The organism is Sutterella parvirubra YIT 11816, assembly GCF_000250875.1.
Lineage (GTDB): Bacteria > Pseudomonadota > Gammaproteobacteria > Burkholderiales > Burkholderiaceae_F > Sutterella > Sutterella parvirubra.
Map to the genome: position 1 here is coordinate 16518 of NZ_JH604867.1, position 16858 is coordinate 33375.

At 62.6% G+C, this 16858-nt stretch carries 13 protein-coding genes; 11 read left to right on the forward strand and 2 right to left on the reverse strand.

Annotated elements, in window-relative coordinates; translation table 11 throughout:
* Positions 1 to 179: 179 nt before the first annotated feature.
* Positions 180 to 1550 carry an ATP-binding protein gene (locus tag HMPREF9440_RS01325; protein WP_008540730.1) on the forward strand — a complete coding sequence of 457 codons (1371 nt, stop codon included), beginning with the start codon at positions 180 to 182 and terminating at the stop codon, positions 1548 to 1550.
* Here HMPREF9440_RS01325 and HMPREF9440_RS01330 read toward each other — a convergent pair.
* Positions 1544 to 2356 (reverse strand): class I SAM-dependent methyltransferase, encoded by an 813-nt coding sequence (locus HMPREF9440_RS01330; RefSeq protein ID WP_157180681.1) that lies wholly within the window; start codon positions 2354 to 2356, stop codon positions 1544 to 1546. The two genes, HMPREF9440_RS01325 and HMPREF9440_RS01330, sit on opposite strands and share 7 nt — an antisense overlap.
* Positions 2357 to 2632: 276 nt before the next feature.
* The gene (locus HMPREF9440_RS01335) at positions 2633 to 6364 is read right to left on the reverse strand and encodes an autotransporter domain-containing protein (RefSeq protein ID WP_008540740.1); all 3732 of its coding nucleotides are present in this window, start codon (positions 6362 to 6364) and stop codon (positions 2633 to 2635) included.
* A 634-nt stretch (positions 6365 to 6998) separates the two neighbouring features.
* Between HMPREF9440_RS01335 and HMPREF9440_RS01340 the strand changes: the two genes are divergently transcribed.
* The 10 genes from HMPREF9440_RS01340 to HMPREF9440_RS01385 all read left to right on the forward strand — a co-directional run bounded on the left by HMPREF9440_RS01340 (position 6999) and on the right by HMPREF9440_RS01385 (position 16830).
* Positions 6999 to 8348: a hypothetical protein gene (locus HMPREF9440_RS01340; RefSeq protein WP_148516251.1), complete on the forward strand. Its 1350-nt coding sequence runs from the start codon at positions 6999 to 7001 to the stop codon at positions 8346 to 8348.
* Between the two features lie 344 nt (positions 8349 to 8692).
* Positions 8693 to 9502 (forward strand): phosphate ABC transporter substrate-binding protein, encoded by an 810-nt coding sequence (locus tag HMPREF9440_RS01345; protein ID WP_040763187.1) that lies wholly within the window; start codon positions 8693 to 8695, stop codon positions 9500 to 9502.
* Positions 9503 to 9553: 51 nt separating this feature from the next.
* Positions 9554 to 10441 carry a phosphate ABC transporter permease subunit PstC gene (pstC, locus tag HMPREF9440_RS01350; protein ID WP_008540746.1) on the forward strand — a complete coding sequence of 296 codons (888 nt, stop codon included), beginning with the start codon at positions 9554 to 9556 and terminating at the stop codon, positions 10439 to 10441.
* Between the two features lie 28 nt (positions 10442 to 10469).
* Positions 10470 to 11333: a phosphate ABC transporter permease PstA gene (gene pstA / locus HMPREF9440_RS01355; RefSeq protein WP_008540747.1), complete on the forward strand. Its 864-nt coding sequence runs from the start codon at positions 10470 to 10472 to the stop codon at positions 11331 to 11333.
* Between the two features lie 78 nt (positions 11334 to 11411).
* Entirely contained in the window at positions 11412 to 12185 is a 774-nt protein-coding gene (gene pstB, locus HMPREF9440_RS01360; RefSeq protein ID WP_008540749.1) for a phosphate ABC transporter ATP-binding protein PstB, read from the forward strand.
* Positions 12186 to 12233: 48 nt separating this feature from the next.
* Positions 12234 to 12935 carry a phosphate signaling complex protein PhoU gene (gene phoU / locus HMPREF9440_RS01365; protein ID WP_157180682.1) on the forward strand — a complete coding sequence of 234 codons (702 nt, stop codon included), beginning with the start codon at positions 12234 to 12236 and terminating at the stop codon, positions 12933 to 12935.
* Positions 12936 to 13421: 486 nt separating this feature from the next.
* On the forward strand, positions 13422 to 13859 hold the full coding sequence (locus tag HMPREF9440_RS01370) for a hypothetical protein (RefSeq protein WP_008540753.1): 438 nt from the start codon (positions 13422 to 13424) through the stop codon (positions 13857 to 13859).
* Positions 13860 to 14573: 714 nt separating this feature from the next.
* Positions 14574 to 15428: an aldo/keto reductase family protein gene (locus HMPREF9440_RS01375; RefSeq protein ID WP_008540757.1), complete on the forward strand. Its 855-nt coding sequence runs from the start codon at positions 14574 to 14576 to the stop codon at positions 15426 to 15428.
* A gap of 229 nt (positions 15429 to 15657) precedes the next feature.
* The gene (locus HMPREF9440_RS01380) at positions 15658 to 16125 is read left to right on the forward strand and encodes a MarR family winged helix-turn-helix transcriptional regulator (RefSeq protein WP_008540758.1); all 468 of its coding nucleotides are present in this window, start codon (positions 15658 to 15660) and stop codon (positions 16123 to 16125) included.
* Between the two features lie 336 nt (positions 16126 to 16461).
* Positions 16462 to 16830 carry a cupin domain-containing protein gene (locus HMPREF9440_RS01385; protein ID WP_008540759.1) on the forward strand — a complete coding sequence of 123 codons (369 nt, stop codon included), beginning with the start codon at positions 16462 to 16464 and terminating at the stop codon, positions 16828 to 16830.
* Positions 16831 to 16858 lie beyond the last annotated feature (28 nt).

Below are 16858 nucleotides of genomic sequence, written 5' to 3' on the forward strand. Positions count from 1 at the left end.
CATCAGAGAGGCGGACCTGGAAACGGGGCCGCCTCTTTTTGTAGAGGTTCTTCTTGACTTTGTACATTCAGTTTTCGTACACTTTTTGTACGAAAACTGAGTGTACAAAAACTTTCCGCACGAAAATCAACGTACGGTCAAACCGATGTCGAACGGCACCTCCCTGAAAAGGAAAGAAAATGAAGTTTTACGGACGAACGGAAGAAATCGCCGCGCTCCAAAAACATCTGGACCTTGTTAAAGAGACGGCCGCTTCCCGAATGGTCGTCGTCTACGGACGGCGGCGCGTCGGCAAGACCACGCTCGTCAATGAAGCGTTCCGAAACGTTGACGTCACATACCTCTATTTCTTTGTAGCAGGCAGCGGCAAAGAAGAGTTGATGGCACGTTGGAAGGCGAAGATCGTCGAGGTTTTCGGTCTCAAAAGAGAATCCAACATCAGTTCCCTGGCAGATTTCATCGCTTGGGTGATGGAGCTCTCAGAGCACCGTCCCGTCGTGCTCGTCTTCGACGAATGTCAAGAACTGGAGAAGCATGAACCCGGCTTTTATTCGGCTCTTCAAAACATTTGGGACCAAAACAAAAACACCTCGCAAACGCTCCTGATCCTTTCGGGATCCGTGCTCTCTGCGATCAAAAAGATTTTCGGAGACCATTCCGAACCGCTTTTCGGCCGTCCCGATGACTTTCAGCGCATCTCGGCGTTCCCGGTCTCCGTGATCCGAGAGATCGCGCAGGACTTCAATCCCGAACTATCGGGGATGGACCTGCTTCTGACCTACGCCGCGACCGGCGGGGTGGCCCGTTACCTGGAACTGCTCGCGCCCACAACCCAATTCCGCTACGACGACATCCTCAACTTCATTTTCGGAAGGATGGGGGGGACCTACCGGGACGAAGCCGACATCTACCTCAACAACGAATTCCGCGCGGAATCCCACATCTACCAAATCATTCTTTGGGCCATTGCCCAAGGGCGCACCAAGCGAAGCGAAATCCAAGACGTTGTTAAGAACACCAACGTTTCTCCCTACCTTCAGCGCCTGGAGATCTTCGGGCTCATCAAAAGGATCGAGCCTTTCGGTTCCCGCACGGAAACCAAACACCGCTTTGAAATCAACGATCTTTTCCTCAAATTTTGGCGACTCTTCGTCATGGGCAATTTTGACGACATCAACCAAAACCAAGGTGCCCGCGTCGTCCGAAGGATCACGCCTTTGCTCCCGGAATATTTGGGGCATGTTCTGGAGCAGTGGTTCCGGCAGGAACTTCTGGAGAGCGGACGATGGGATGCCGTCGGCGCCTGGTGGAACCGCAAAGGTGAGCATGAGATTGATCTGATCGCCGTCGACGAAATCGACAAACGCATTCTTTTCGGCGAAGCCAAGCTCGATCCCAAGAAATTCAATGAGATCAAGCTTCGCATGAAGGCCGAAGCCTTCCTGCAGGTCAATCCTCAGTACAGGTCTTGGAGCATGTTTTTCCGAGGTTTTTCCCCGGAAGACATGCTCAAGGAAACGCCGTCGATAGAGGAGCGTGCATCTCAGTAGTTCCACGAGAGCGTCACGAGCGTGAGCGTCTCGCGGGCGTCGAGCATGCCGTCGACGGCCTGCGCTTCAAAGTCTTTGCGGACCGCCTCCCTCTGCTCGTCCGTGATGGGTTGGTGGAGCTCCAGCCGACCCAAGCAGAAATCCGCGACGCGGCTCCACGGGCGCGCGGGTTCGCCCCAATGGCCGTCCCGGTAGCGAATCTGCGGGCGCAGTCCGGCACCAAAGAGGTACTCCAACGCGTACGGGATCTGCTCGTCGTGCCAGAAGCGCCCATCGATCCCGGCGATCCGGTAGGCGCGCTCCATCCAGCGGTGCTTCCTCTGGATGAAGTTTTCGTAAATGCCGTGCTTCCTCCCGCAGGCGACGAACTTCCCGAAGGACCGCGCATCAGAGACCGCAGGCGTCATTCTGGCGGTCACGACGTCGTACTTCGCCCGCCAGTCCATCGCATCCATGTCGGCATCCCGCCAGTCGAGCACCTCAAAGCGAAGGTTCGGGAGGTTCTCGCGTTGGGCGCGGCGGCGTCCCGCCTCAACCATGGATGCCGAGAGATCCACGCCCAACACGTCGCCCGCCCTTTGTGCGAAAGCCGCCGTGTAGACGCCTGCGCCGCAACCAACGTCGAGCACCGTGCTCTCGGGCGTGAGAAGGTCGAGTTCGGCCACCACCTTCATGAAGCCTTCCGTCCTCCAGTCGGCGGTCGACTGCCGGTCGTAGAGGTACGCCTCGCGGCTCCAGAGCGCGCGGTGCATCGCCGTATTTTCGCGTCGGGACCAACGTTCTTCGAGAGGAATCCATCGAGTCATCAGATGCTTCGTTCGTGTTGGTGGTGTGATTCTTTGAGGGGACGACCGGACGCCGGAGAACGACGAACATCGGTCGCGAGAGCGCATCGGAAGCCGTACCGGTGGGGCGCGGCGCCCAACGCATCCCGTCCGCTCACCATAGCACGGACTTGAAGGCGAGCAACGCGTGAGTAAGCATTGACTCCATCAATTTCAGAAAAACGGGGCGTCCCCCGTAGGAGACGCCCCGCGCCGTGCATGGAGCAGCACCGCTGGTCCTTTGTTCGAACTCAGCCTTTAGAACGCATACCGGAAGGTGGCGTGGAGGGCGTTGTTCGAGCGGTCGTTCGAACCGAACCCGTAGCGGTAGTTGAGACCGAACGTCATGCTCTGGTACTCCGCCGAGACGCCCAAAGCGGCGTTGTAGAGGTTGTCCAAAACCGTCGTACGGATGGCCTCGCCCGCAACCGACGTCGTCACCTCGTCGTCGCCCAACTGCGGTACGACCGAGAGGTCGAGCGCCGGAGCGATCTTCCAACCGCCCGCTTCGACGGCGCCCTCAAAGGCGACGCCGACCGGGAGTTCGAGGACGTTGAGGTTGCTCACGTCGACACCGTTCAACCCGTCGACGGTGAGGCGCGTGTAGCGCACGCCGAAGTGCGGCTTCACGGCAACGGCGGCATCAACGGCGGTGAAGTCCCCGCGCAGACCCACCGTCCAGGCGTCCGCATCGGCGTCGCCGCCCAGCTTCTGCCCAAGGTCGTAGGCCTTCACGGTGTTGTCGAACTTCGTGTAGCCCACGTCGGCCTTGACGTTGAGACCCGCGAAGGTCTTCGCACCGTAGAGCGAGAACCCGTAGAAGTCCGTGTCGGTCGTCACCTTGTAGGCCGTGCCCGTCGCATCCGTATCGGCCGTACCGATCGTGACCGCGCCGCCCACGAGGAGACCGTTGTCAAGGGTCGTGTCCACCCCGAAAACGCCGCCGTAGATGTCGGCGTCGTAGCCCGTCGTGAGACCTTCGTACTTCGCTTCATTGGTCGTGCCGAAGAGATCGACCCAGGCCTGCGTCCCCTGCCCCTTCACCGCGAGCGCGCGGTTCGTCACCGCATCGTTGACGAGGGACTGGGCGTCGTAGGCGACGTTGAGCGCACCGGACGCCACGGGAAGCGTGAGCGTCGTGCGGAGCGCGTTCTGCGCGGCGGCGGTGAACTTACCGTTGTTCACGTAGCCCGACGTTTCCTTCCCGAGTTGATCGAGGTAGGTGGTGAGCGTCGCGGAGGCACCTGAACCCACGGCCGTGATCGCGTTGACCGCCGCGGCGAGTTCGCTGTCGGTGATGCCGAGGTCGGCGCCCTGCTTCGTCTCCACCGTCACGGAGCCGTCGTCGCCGAGGGTCGGCGTGTAGAAGATGCTGTCGGACTTGACGTTGAGCTTCTCGATGCTCGAAGCGCCATCAAAGACCGTGATGGTATCGGTTTGGCGGTTCGTGAGGTTCGAGAGGATCAGGGTCGCGTTCTCGGAGGTCACCGTGACGGCCGAGTCGTCGCGATGGGCAATGGCCGCCACGCCTTCCGCGAAGGCGGAGGCGTCAACCACCATCAGCGCATCCGAGCCGAGATTCACGTCGTTCGTGTCGCTCGTCGTACCGATCTTGAACTTACCGTTCTCGCCCAACAGAATCTGCGAATCCACATAGAACCCGGCCTTGGTCGAGTCGTACGTGATGCCGGCCTTTTCGGCGGCGCTCTTCACGAGCGCTTCACCACCCTCGCGGGTCGTCACCAGGGCGCCCGCATTCGCGGTGACCGTGCCGTTCACAAGAGACGCCGTGACGGGGACTTCTTCCGCGCGAGGCGTGAGCGCGAAGCTGCGCGCGAGCGCCATCACCGGCACCGCCTTTTGGGTCTGATCCGCAGCGTTCAGGAGGAGCGTGCCGCCGTCTTCGAGCGTCACGTCCGCGGCGAGCGTGGAGACACCAAGAGTGCCCTCAACCGACACGGTGCCGGAGCTGAGCGAGAGGCTGTCCGCCGTAAGCTCACCGCTCACGGTGGAGTTGGCAGCCAGGGTCACGCTCGTGGTCGTGAGTGCGGCGCCCGCGGCCACGTTGAGGGTCTTCGTCTTAATGCCGCCATTCACGGCAAAGTCGCCGCCCGCGACGGCAAGGTTGCCGGAGCCGTCAATGGAGCCTTGGATGGTGCCGCCGCCCGAGCCGTTCGCGAGACCGAGCGTAAGGGTTTTGTTTTCGGCCACGGTGATCGTGGCGCCGTCTTCATGCTCGTTGCCGAGCACGGTCGTGCCGTCGCCGATCAGCGTAAAGCTCTCCGAAACCGTCACCTTTTCCAAAGGCTTCTCCGAAGTGATCGTCTGAACGCCGGCGTTGGCCTTACCGAGCACCACCGTCGAGTCCGTGACCGTGAGCTCAGCCTCAGGCAGAATCACATTGGCAATGAGGTCGTCCGTCTTGACTTCTTCAATGGCCGCGCCGTCGTCGCCCGTCACATTGACCGCAATGGTGAAGTTCTTGCCGGAGAGCGCCTCCGTGAGCCAGGACTTCTTGACGGTTTCGTCGGAGAAGTCGAGCGTACCGGCCTTCAAGTCGAAAATGGACTTTGCCGTGGTGTCACGCTTGTTCCCGGTCGTGCCGAAAACGTCGTCGAGCTTCAGATCGAGCGTGCCGCCGTTGAGCACGATGCTCTGCGCGGCAAGCTTTTCGGCCGTCGTCAGCGTGCCGACGCTCAAAAGCCCGCCGGTTACGCTCACCTCACCCTTCTGAAGATCAAGCGAATCAACGATGAGGGACCCGCCGGAAACCGTGATGCCGTAGCCGGTCGTTTCCGTGGCTTTCTGGAGCACGTCGGCTGCGGCTTGAACGCCCGACACGGTCACCGCACCGGCCGTCACGGCACCGCCGGAGACGACCAAACGACCGGCCGAACCGTTGCCTTCAGCAATCTCGAAGTTCGCCGTATTCGACGATTCCCCGCGCTTGAACGCGCCGAAGCTGCCCGTACCGATCTGACCGATTTCGACGTCGGCCAAATGGAGTTCGCCGCCACTCACGGTCCATTCGTTGTAGATGGAGACGTCGCGGCTGACATTCATCACGCCTTCAGACACTCGGAGTGTGCCGTAGAAGCGGCTCATGTCGGAATGGACGGTGAGCGTGCCCGCGCCGGTCTTTTCGATGGAGGAGGCCTCCGCCTTCTTGTTGACGATGCTCGACTGGATGGAATCGGTCGTTGCGCTCGTGTTCCCCGCCTCACCAATCGTCAAGGTGCCCGACTGCACGTCAAAAACCATGCGGGCCTTTCGGTCAAGGTAGAGAAAGCCGCCGCCGGACTGCCCCAGGCTGCCGTAGAGCTCGTACCACCGACCGTTGTCCGAAGCGGAGACGTCATTGCCGGAGTAGACGAGATCGGTCGTCGTACGGATGAGTGCCGTCGCGCCGCGCGTCCCGACCGTGTTGTTTTTCGCCGCATCCAAGTAGAGGGCACCGCCGCCCACCATCATGGTCGACGTGCCTTCTGCGCGGTTGTTTCGGAACACCGAATCCGTGAAGGTCACGCCGGCATCCGTGGAGCTGGTCCCCTTGATCATGGCTACGCCGCCGGCAACGGTCGCATCCGACGAGCGCGTGCCGCGAACAACGTTCCCTTCGAAAACGGCCTGGTTAAAGCTCAGCGTGAATTCTTGCGCCGCGTTGGAAGCCGTGTAGAAAATCGTCCCAAACACCATGTCCGAATCACTGGCCCGAACATTGTCTTTATAGACCGCACCGGTGTCGGTCGAAAGCGACTCGCTGATCTTGAAGACGTCTTCCGTCAACTCCAGGCCCGAGAAGCCGTTTTGAAACTGCTCCACGCTCTCGTTCACGAGAGCCTGCGCATTCCCGGCCATCGCCAAGCCGCCGACCATGGCCACCGCCACGACGGTCTTCGTCCCCTTCCCCTGAACGGTCCGCGTGAGTTCGTTCACGACCATCAGCGCGCCGCGGGCCGCGCTGAAAACGACCTTGAATGTTTGATTCATGATTTGCTGCTCCTATGTCGATCTTTTTCAGATCCTTCCGCCGACGATGCGTGCCGTCGGCTTTTTGTCACCGCACGAACGGAGCCTCTCCTGACGGATCGACGCCGCGCTGTGCGCGTGAATCCATCCGAGGGTTCTTGAAAATCGAGCCATGGGGGGTAAATACCCTTACTCCATCAAGTCAAGATCTGTTTCCAATGGTTTCAAAGCCTAGAATTCTCTGTAAATACAAAGGTTTTCAGGAAAACCCATCTGAAGTCTTCATCCCAAGATCCTCAAAAATTTTGTGTCTCAAACCAACCACGACACACCTTGGCGAGCCAACGCACATGGGTTATCAGTTGATGGGTCTAAAGAGCATCACTCCCATGCCTACCCGCCCGAACGCTTCCTCCTTCACCTTGCCGGTGCCGACGAGCGACCTCAGCGATCTGCGAAGCGATGCCGAACCTCCCGATGACGCCGACGAGGGACGCAAAGCAGTCCGCCGAACCGGCCTATCCGGAATACGCCTTCGAAAAGAGCACCCGCGATCCCGCTTTTCCTCAACAATCCCCCGAAGAAACCCGCGGTTCCCTCACGGGACGACTAGAATGGGTGCTTTCTGCGGTTCAACACACATCCCTCCCTCGAGATGCACGAAGAATTACTCACGGCCGTACTCCTTGCCGCCTGCGCGCTTTGTTTCGGCGCGGGCGCCCTCTGGCAGATCCGCCGCCGACAAACCCCCGCCCGCCGTTCCCACTGTCGTCGCGTGGAACGCATGCCCGGGCGCTCTGAAGACGTGAAGAAGGCCGCGGAGGAACCCGCACCCACGCGCCCGATGCTCCACGGTCCGGCGCGTCCCGGCATGCTCGCCGTTGCAGAGGTTCCCGGGGACGCGACCGCTGCGGACATCTACATTCAGCGCGCGCTCGAAGCGGATCTCCCCCACTACGCGGAAGTGGAGGCTGAACCCTACGACCTCAAGACGCTCTCGCACCTCTTCGAGCGCTGCCCGATTCTGGAGCGCGAGCCCGGCGACGGCTTTGCGGAAGACGTCTACGCGGTGAGCTTCACCCCGGCGATCGAGTCGGCCCACCTCCAGGGCTTTTCGCCCCGCATCAACGCGACGGCGAGCGACCTCCACGTCATCGCCTTGGACAACCACGGCGCACAGTTGGGCGAGCCGATGCCGACGGCCGACTACGGCTGGGGGACGCCGTCTCACCTCAACACCCTTTGGGATTTGCTCAACCCCGCCGAGCAGAAGCACTTCCTTGAGGGTGAACTCCGCAACGAACTCGCCTTCATCGAGAAAGAGCTCCCGAAGCTGAAGCTCCTCATCCCGGCCGTGCGCGGGCTGGAGTGGCAGAAGCACTACGACGAACTCTTCGAGCTCTCCCGCGACGTGCGCCGCCTGGGGTTGGAAGAAGGCCGCGCTCAGGAGCGCATCCTCCGCGCGGACGATTTGGCGGCCGCCATGCGCGACGTGAACCGCCGCATCGACACCGCGATCAAGACCTTTGCGGGCTCGATCAAGGACGCTGAGGAAGCCGACCTGGCGCTCACCTCCTGCGTGGGCTCGCTCCACGAGCGTGAAATGGCGGTGCTGTTCCTCCGCGCCATTGCGGTCATCCGCGTGATCGCGAGCGACGACTACATGCACGGGATGCGCTGCTCGGCGCGTCTGGAATTGAACGTGAAGGAGTTCCCGGACGTGCATCTGCTCCTTGACCGCGCCCGCCGCATCGCGGAAGAAGCTTTGGTCAACCGCTCGCGCGCGATGAACGACGCCGAGATGGCGTTGGTCGAAAACGTCCGGAAGGACGCCGACCGTCTGGCGAAGGAGCACGACGAGCTTCACGCCCGTCTCGAGCGCGACGTCGCGCGCCTTCAGGGCCTCATCGACCGCCACCTCATTCTTCAGGGGCGCCGCCGCCGCTTTGCGGTGCGGCTCAAGCCCGACCTCACGATCGGGGCGCTCATGGTGCTCCAGCAGTGAGTGCCGTCCCAAGCGACATTCCGACCTTTTGAACGAACGACCGCCCGGCCTGATCCACAGCGCCGGGCGGTTTTGCATCACGTCTTCTCCTTGCCTCCCGTCATCCCTTCATCCTCTCCACGTCCCGTCGTCCGCAGCCAGCCGCTTTTGTCATCCGTTCGTCACAAACCAACCCCACTCCCCCGAACGCTTCATCGCCGTCATCGAAACGTCATTTGCGGAGCCGCCGAATTCATCAAACGATCAAAAAACCGTCACGGCCCCGTCAAACCGTCTCTCCATACTTCGCTTCGAGCCGCAGGGCGGTCCCCGCGGCAGTTGTTGAATGAATGGAAAAGGAAAACATGAACGCCAAGTTGATGACGATGGGCGCCGTTGCGGGCCTTGCGATGATGGGTACGGCCTGCGCCGGTACGGTGACCGTGAACGGCTCCACGACGGTGCTCCCCGCGATGCAGCAGGTGGCGGAAGCTTTCATGGCCGCCCACAAGGACGTGACGGTCACGATCTCGGGCACGGGGTCGGGCAACGGCATCAAGGCCCTTCGCGACAAGATGACCGACGTCGCGATGACCTCCCGCGACATGAAGGCGAAGGAAACCCAGGACTTCGAATCGCACGGCATGAAGCCCGTGCGCTTCACGGTCGCCTACGACGCGATCATCCCCGTGATCAACAAGGCGAACCCGGTTGCGGAACTCTCGAAGGAACAGCTCCGCGACATCTACGCCGGCAAGATCAAGAGCTGGAAGGAAGTGGGGGGCGACGACAAGCCCATCGTCGTGATCGGGCGCGACTCGTCGTCCGGCACGTTCGAGTGCTGGCAGGAGCTCGTCATGGGCAAGACCCGCGTCTCGCAGCGCGCGCTCCTCCAGAGTTCTTCGGGCGGCGTCGTTCAGGCCGTGACCTCGAACCCGAACGCGATCGGCTACATCGGCATCGGCTACGTCGATGGGCAAACGAAGGCCGTCAAGGTCGAAGGCGTCGAAGCGACGATGGAAACCGCCAAGGCGAAGACCTGGCCGATTTCCCGCGACCTCTTCCTCTTCACCATCGGTGAACCTCAGGGCGACGCGAAGGCCTTGATCGACTTCATGATGAGCGCGGACGGTCAGGCCCTCGTTCAGAAGTCGGGCTTCGTCCCGACGATCTGAGGCCCTCCTCCCCAAACCTCGCCCCCAACCCTCCAACCCTGAGGTTTTCGGATGGCCCGCTCCAAGAAACTTGCCCTGGACACGGCTTTCCGGCGAACGATCGGCGTGGCGGCGGCGGTCAGCGTGCTCGCGCTGGCCGCCATCGTGATCTTTCTGTGCACGCAGGCGTTTCCGGTTCTGAACCACGTGTCCCTCACGGACTTCCTCTTCTCGACCGAGTGGTACCCGACGGACGATCCGCCCGTCTTCGGGATCGGCGCCCTGATCGTGGGCTCCTTGGCCGCTGCGGCGCTGACCACGCTCATCGCGGTTCCGCTCGGCGTCTTGACCGCCTGCGCGATGCACTGCGGGATGCCGGAAGGCCTTCGCCGCATCGTGAAGCCCCTGATCGAACTCATGGCGGCGCTCCCCTCCGTCGTGATCGGCTTCGTCGGGATGGTGGTGCTCGCACCGTGGCTCCAAAACACCTTCAACCTCGCGTCCGGTCTCAACCTCACGAACGCCGCCTTGATGCTCGCCTTCATGTGCGTGCCGACGATCGCCTCGATCTCGGAAGACGCCTTGAAGAACGTTCCCTCAGCCCTTCGTGAAGCGTCCTTGGCGCTCGGCGCCACCCGCTGGGAGACGCTCGTGCGCGTCGAACTCCGCTGGGCCATGGGCGGGATCGGCACCGCGGTGATGCTCGGCATCTCGCGCGTGATCGGCGAAACGATGGTGGTGCTGATGGTCGCGGGCGGCGCGGGGATCATCCCCGAGTCGATCTTCGACCCCGTGCGCCCGATGACCGCGTCGATCGCCGCCGAAATGGCGGAGGCCGCGGTGGGCGGCGAGCACTACCACGCGCTCTACGCGACGGGTCTCGTGCTCTTTCTGATCACCTTCGTCTTCAACCTCGCGGCCTGGTACTGCACCCGGCGGCTCTCCCTGAAGTCGAACTGAGGCCAACCCACAGGACGCCCCCAACACCATGAGCTCCAAAACCAACCGTTCCGCCCGCACCTGGGCCGCCCGTTCGGGCTTCGGCGTGATGCGCCTGGCGGCCTTCGTCAACGTCGCGTCGCTCCTTGCGATCATCGGCCTCATCATCGTCGAAGCGCTCCCCGGACTCTCCTGGGAATTCTTGACCGAACCCCCGAAGAACATGATGACGGAAGGCGGCATCTGGCCCTGCCTTCTAGGCACGTTCCTTCTCGCCATGGGGGCGCTCGTCATTGCGCTCCCCTTGGGCGTCGCCGCGGCCGTGTACCTGCACGAGTACGCCGACAAGACGAGCGCGTGGGTGACGCTGACCAGGCTTTCGATTGCGAACCTCGCCGGCGTCCCCTCGATCGTCTTCGGGCTCTTCGGCCTCACATTCTTCGTGGTCTTCTGCGGCTTCGGCGTGAGTCTTTTGTCCGGGATCCTGACGCTTGCGGTCCTGTCGCTGCCCATCATCATCAACACGACGGAAGCCGCGCTCGCGCAGGTGCCGCAGGACTGGCGGGAAGCGAGCCTCGCGCTCGGCGCGTCGCCCTTCGAGACGATCATGAAGGTGATCCTCCCGAACGCGCTCCCCGGGATCCTCACCGGGTCGATCCTCGCGCTCTCGCGCGCCGCGGGCGAAACCGCCGCGATCATGTACACGGGGAGCGTGTTCTTCACGCCCAAAGAAAGCGCCTCGCTTTTCGAACCCGTGATGGCGCTGCCCTACCACATCTACGTGCTCGCCACGTCGGGCACCAACATCGAGGCGACGAGGCCTCTGCAGTACGGCACCGCGCTCGTGCTGCTGCTTTTGGTGCTCTGCATGAGCTCCGCGGCGATTTGGCTGCGCGAACGCCGACGCGGCTGAGGCTCAGGACCCAGAGCACTCTAAAGCCACCTTCAGCACCCCCAACCAACCGACAGATTTTCGAACGCTCCAAACACCATGACGACGACGAACATGCCCGCGCCCAAGATCGAGATGCGCGACCTCAACGTCTACTACGGGAACTTCCACGCGATCAAGAACATCTCCATGCAGATCCCCGAGGGGAAGGTGACGGCCTTCATCGGGCCGTCGGGCTGCGGGAAGTCGACCCTTCTGCGCAGCCTCAACCGCATGCAGGACCTCTACCCCGGCCAGCGCGCCGAGGGGATGCTCCGGATGGGTGACCTCGACCTGCTCTCGCGCGACATCGACGTGACGGAACTCCGTTCCCGCATCGGGATGGTCTTCCAGCGCCCGACGCCTTTCCCGATGTCGATCTACGAGAACGTCGCCTACGGCGTGCGCCTTCACGAAAAGCTCTCGAAATCCGAGATGGACGAGCGCGTCCACTGGGCCTTGAAGAAGGCGGCGCTCTGGGACGACGTGAAGGAAAAGCTCCAGGAACCGGGGACGAGCCTCTCGGGCGGTCAGCAGCAGCGCCTCTGCATCGCCCGCGGGATCGCGGTGAAGCCGGAAGTTCTGCTGTTGGACGAACCCTGCTCGGCCTTGGACCCCATCTCCACCGCCCGCATCGAGACGCTGATCGAAGAGTTGAAGCAGGACTACACCGTCGTCATCGTCACGCACAGCATGCAGCAGGCGGCCCGCATCTCGGACTACACCGCGTTCATGTACCTGGGCGAACTGATCGAATTCGGCGAGACGCGCCAGATCTTCACCCGCCCGCGCGAAAAGGCGACGGAAGACTACATCACGGGCCGCTTCGGCTGATCGGTCCGTCGTGGAAGGACATTCAAGAAAAGAAGGATGGAGAACACCATGACCGAACACATCGCCAAGCAGTTCGACGTTGAGCTGAACGAACTCCAGACGAACATGCTCGAGATGGGCGCGGACGTGCGCCGGCAGCTGGACGCGGTGGGCCGCGTGCTGCTGAGGCTCGACGAGGAAGAGGCCCGCGAAGTCGAAGCGGCCGATCAGAGAATCAACATGAAGGAAAAGGAGCTCGACGCCTTCATCGAGTTCATCCTTGCGCACCGCCAACCCCAGGCGCGCGACCTGCGGCTCGTCGTCTCGAGCCTCCGGATGACGATCGACTTCGAGCGCATGGGCGACGAAGTGCGTTCCGCCGCAAAGGGCGTGAGGAAGCTGCGCGGCACCGTCGACGAGCGCCTGGTCGAGATACGCGACGAACTCCTGACCCTTCACGCCCATCTTCTCGTCATGATGGACGAGACCCTCACCGCGGTGAAGAACTTCGACGACCGCCTCGCGCACGCCGTCGTGGCGCGCTTCCCGGTTCTGAGGAAGGAAACCGGCGCGGCCGTGAAGGCCGTCGTCGACCGGATGGTCGCGGGTGCGGGGATCGAGGACGGGCTGGAATTGATCCGCATCGCCAAGGCGCTCGAACGCGTGGGCGCCCACATGCAGAACATCGGCGAGTCGATCGTCTTCATCCGCGAGGGCGTGGACATCCGTCACACGCCGGAGACGGAAGGGAAGATCGTCAAGGGCAACTGAACATAGCCCGTGTTGTTCGTTCGTTTCCGCCGAACAACACCCGAACCGAACTGAGGCCCTGCGGACGCGTCGCCGGGTACCCATGATGCGGGTACCCGCAGGGTCGATGCCGGCGGTTGGAGGAGGGATCGGGGCGTAGGCCATTTGGAGCGGTCGAAACCCCGGTCCCGCCTTTTTTTGACGGACCGATCCCCCTAACTACTTGACTATATTGAGAAACATCTCGTAAATATTTCAAAAATATTTCACAATCTGACCGTGGCCACCGGTAGGTTTTTTCAGTAATAATGCGCCACCTGCGCCGAATTTGCGGTACCCGCAGCACTGCTCAATCGACGCTCCAACGCTCCGACTTGTCCGGCAGGTATATTAGGGTTACTACCAAAGCCCTAAAACACCCCTCCCATCGGAGCCGTTGCGTCCGGTACGGCGGTACCCGTACATTTCGGCTACGTCTGAAAAATCTTTCTCGAAGGACCAACCCCCATGGCTCTCCGACAAGAACAAATCCTTCTCCTTCAGGAGCTTAAATACGACCACAAGATGAGCAACGAGGCGATCGCCTCGGTGCTCGGCTGCCACCGACACACCGTCGCCCGCCACCTCCGCATGATGGCCGAAGGCGCCACGGTGGGTCCGCGACCGCAGTACCAGAACGGCATTCTCGACCGGGGCGACCAGTCGAGCCTCACCGCGCTCTTCCGCGAGACGCAGGGCAACGGCGATCTGATCGCGAGCCACATCACCCGCGCGCCCGAGCGCTACGGGCTGGTGCCGGGCACGACGGTTTCGCCCCGCACCGTGCGCCGCTTCTTCCAGACGCGCCACCCGAAGCTGGCGCAGGAGCGCTGGGCGATGCGCCGCGCGGCCTACGCCTCGATGCGCGCGGCGGCCGCCGCGAAGGCGGAAGCCGAAGCAGGCTGAGCGACGACCGGTGACCTTGCGGTCCGCGTGATCTCGTGATCACGACCGATCACGGCGAAAGCCGAGAAGACTTTTCGGGGAGCCCCACCGGGCTCCCCGAAGTCTTTTGGGGCGGGCGGCAATCCGGGCGGGGCCGCACCCGGTGTTCATCGACCTTTCACCGCCCTTCATCACCCCTCACCGCCCTTCATCGGCCTTCATCCGCCCCTTCCGGGCGGCTCTCCGGCTCCTCTGGAGAGGGGCGTCAACACCGGATTCTGAACGTAGTCCCAGACGCGTTCGACTTCCTCGACCTTCGAGAGGTCGAGCATCGAAGGCGCGCGGATGCCGCCTTATCCCGACTGATGCCGCCTCATGCCTCCTCACTCCGACGCACGCGGCCTCAGGATGGCGCGGAAGGACGAATCCCGGCGCGTCCCGACGACCGTCGTTCGGGCGCAGCACCTTCGTCGAACGTTCGTTCCTTACGCTGCGCCCTCCGCGAAGACCCCGATGCAGGAAGCCCTCCCGAGCGCCCCGCATTGGTGCGATCAGGCAAAGGCCGGGCGTGATGCGCCAAGTTCCAAGTTTCCTTGGAGCCAAGCGTCCGCACTCTCTGCGAACGCCGAACCTGTCCGCCCTGCCCGCCCAGGGAGGACGGCGGATTTAGCCCCGCGCGCCCGCATGGTGTAGGATTCACTCTTTGTAAGATCCCTAACACTCCGGAGTCACCTCGTGTCCACTCAGCAGGAATGCGTTGAGCTCGCCAACGGCGTCCAGATGCCCGTCATCGGGTACGGCACGTGGCAGATTCCCGTCAATGAGCGTTTTCTGAGCACGATCCACACGGCGATCCAGTTGGGCTACCGCCATTTCGACACGGCTCAGATCTACCAGAACGCCGACCTTCTGGGCGAAGCGGTCCGCTTCTCGGGCTTCCCCCGGAAGGACTTCTTCCTCTCGTGCAAGATCTGGGCGACGTGCCGCTCCTACGAGACGGCCTACGAAGCCGTCTGCGAAACGTACGACCGCATGAAGGTGGGCGCGATCGACCTGATCTGCGTGCACTGGCCGGCGACCCAGGGCGACCCGATGCTCTGGCAGTCCGCGAACGCGGGCGTCTGGCGCGCTCTGGAAGACGCGCAGCTCGAAGGCAAGGTCCGCGCGATCGGCGTCGCGAACTTCCTCCCGCACCATCTGGTGCCGCTGCTCGCGCGCGCCCGCATCCGCCCGGCCGTGAACCAGCTGGAGATCCACCCCGGCCACACGCAGTTCTCGACCGTGAACTGGTGCCTGAAGCAGGGGATCCAGGTCCAGGCCTGGAGCCCGTTGGGCCGCGGGGCGCTGCTTACCAACCCCACGGTGCTCGCCATCGCGCGCGCCCACAACGTCGCCCCCGCGCAGGTGCTCCTGCGCTGGAGCATAGAGCGTCAGCTCTGCCCGATCGTGAAGGCGGTCGACCTCATCCACATGCGCGAGAACCTGCGTCTCTACCACTTCGAACTCTCGGACGAGGAGATCAGCGCTCTCGACAAGCTCCCACCCTCGACCGCCTACTCGGGGCTCCACCCCGACACGGTGACGTTCTGAGAACGGAGACCAAAAGGTCCGAACGGATCCCAAGCCGATTGGTAATCCACGCGAAGCCCGGCACCGCCGGGCTTCGGTGCATTCGGACCCTCTCTCCTTGATTCCTGAAGAGACGGCGAGGTGAAGAGGTGAAGAGATGCGGAAGTTGAGAACGGGATGCTGAAATCGAAAAATCGTTCGCCGTCGTACGACTTGACGAACGTTCGACATCAAACTATCATTCACCCTCATGGAAAAGACGAACAACGCAACCCCGCGCAGGCAGACGATCGCGATCGCGCTCGCGGGCCGGTTTCTGGAGCGGAGCAACGCGTTCATTCAGGACGCGTTGGAGGACGAGGCCCTCTACCCCGGCATCGTTCCCGCGCACGGCGACCTCTTCAAGGTGCTCTTTGCGGAGCCCGAAGGCATTTCGGTCTCGGAACTCGCGCGCCGCACGCACCGCACGAAGTCGACCGTCTCCATCCTCACCGAGAAGCTCATGCACCGCGGTTGGTTGGAGAAGTGTCCGAGTGCGGCGGACGGCCGCGTCGTCGTGCTGCGCCTCACCGACGAAGGCCGGGCGCTGGAGCCCGTTTTGGAGCGGATCTCCGCCGCGCTCTGCGAGCGCGTGACGGCGAACCTCACCGAGGACGAGACGGCGCATCTGGAGCTCCTCCTCCGCAAGGCCATCCGGGGGTTCGAGAAGCCCGAATGAGGCTCGACGAACCCGGACGCTTCGACTTTTCCGAAGGGTGGAATCCGCCGACAGGAAGGTAGGACGAGAGGAGCCGACAAGCTCTCCCGCCTTCCCGAACACGGATTCCTTCTTTTTCAACCCAATCGTTCGACGGCGAAAGTTTTTGACCGATCAACCGACCCCGGCATCGAAGGGCCGCCCCAAACCCTCTTGGAAAGGTTTGACGGCGAACGTTCGAAAGCGAACGGGTGCGGTTCAAGCTCAGAAATCCACCGCCGAACGCCGCGTTTCAACAACCATCCGATCCCTCCCGACGACGTCGTTCCGTCGGGAGACACACTCAAGGAGACAACCATGTCCGTTTTCTCGAAAACCGCCGCCGAAGGCGTCCGCACCGAACTCCACGACAAGCTGGGCTTGACCGGTGCGGAAGTGTCGGTGAACAACCTCCCCGCCAATGCCGCCGTGCCGTTCGTCCACAAGCACACGAAGAACGAAGAGCTCTACGGCGTGCTCGCGGGCTCGGGCGAGCTCTACATCGACGGCGAAGTCGTCGGCATCAAGGCGGGCGACTGGTTCCGCATCGCGCCCGAAGGCCGCCGCGCGATCCGCGCGGGCGCGGACGGCATCTCGTACGTCTGCATGCAGACGAAGGCCGGTTCGCTCGAAGGCTTCACGATGACCGACGGCGTCGTGCTCGAAGAAAAGGCGCCCTGGCACTGAGTCCGCTGAGCCCGCCGAAGAGCGGGCT

Excerpts from the sequence above, each read along its gene's own strand:
- HMPREF9440_RS01345 (WP_040763187.1), top strand. The coding sequence starts at position 8,693 with ATGAACGCCAAGTTGATGACGATGGGCGCCGTTGCGGGCCTTGCGATG.
- HMPREF9440_RS01385 (WP_008540759.1), top strand. The coding sequence starts at position 16,462 with ATGTCCGTTTTCTCGAAAACCGCCGCCGAAGGCGTCCGCACCGAACTC.
- pstC (WP_008540746.1), top strand. The coding sequence starts at position 9,554 with ATGGCCCGCTCCAAGAAACTTGCCCTGGACACGGCTTTCCGGCGAACG.
- pstB (WP_008540749.1), top strand. The coding sequence starts at position 11,412 with ATGACGACGACGAACATGCCCGCGCCCAAGATCGAGATGCGCGACCTC.
- pstA (WP_008540747.1), top strand. The coding sequence starts at position 10,470 with ATGAGCTCCAAAACCAACCGTTCCGCCCGCACCTGGGCCGCCCGTTCG.
- HMPREF9440_RS01370 (WP_008540753.1), top strand. The coding sequence starts at position 13,422 with ATGGCTCTCCGACAAGAACAAATCCTTCTCCTTCAGGAGCTTAAATAC.
- HMPREF9440_RS01380 (WP_008540758.1), top strand. The coding sequence starts at position 15,658 with ATGGAAAAGACGAACAACGCAACCCCGCGCAGGCAGACGATCGCGATC.
- HMPREF9440_RS01330 (WP_157180681.1), bottom strand. The coding sequence starts at position 2,356 with ATGACTCGATGGATTCCTCTCGAAGAACGTTGGTCCCGACGCGAAAAT.
- HMPREF9440_RS01340 (WP_148516251.1), top strand. The coding sequence starts at position 6,999 with ATGCACGAAGAATTACTCACGGCCGTACTCCTTGCCGCCTGCGCGCTT.
- phoU (WP_157180682.1), top strand. The coding sequence starts at position 12,234 with ATGACCGAACACATCGCCAAGCAGTTCGACGTTGAGCTGAACGAACTC.
- HMPREF9440_RS01325 (WP_008540730.1), top strand. The coding sequence starts at position 180 with ATGAAGTTTTACGGACGAACGGAAGAAATCGCCGCGCTCCAAAAACAT.
- HMPREF9440_RS01335 (WP_008540740.1), bottom strand. The coding sequence starts at position 6,364 with ATGAATCAAACATTCAAGGTCGTTTTCAGCGCGGCCCGCGGCGCGCTG.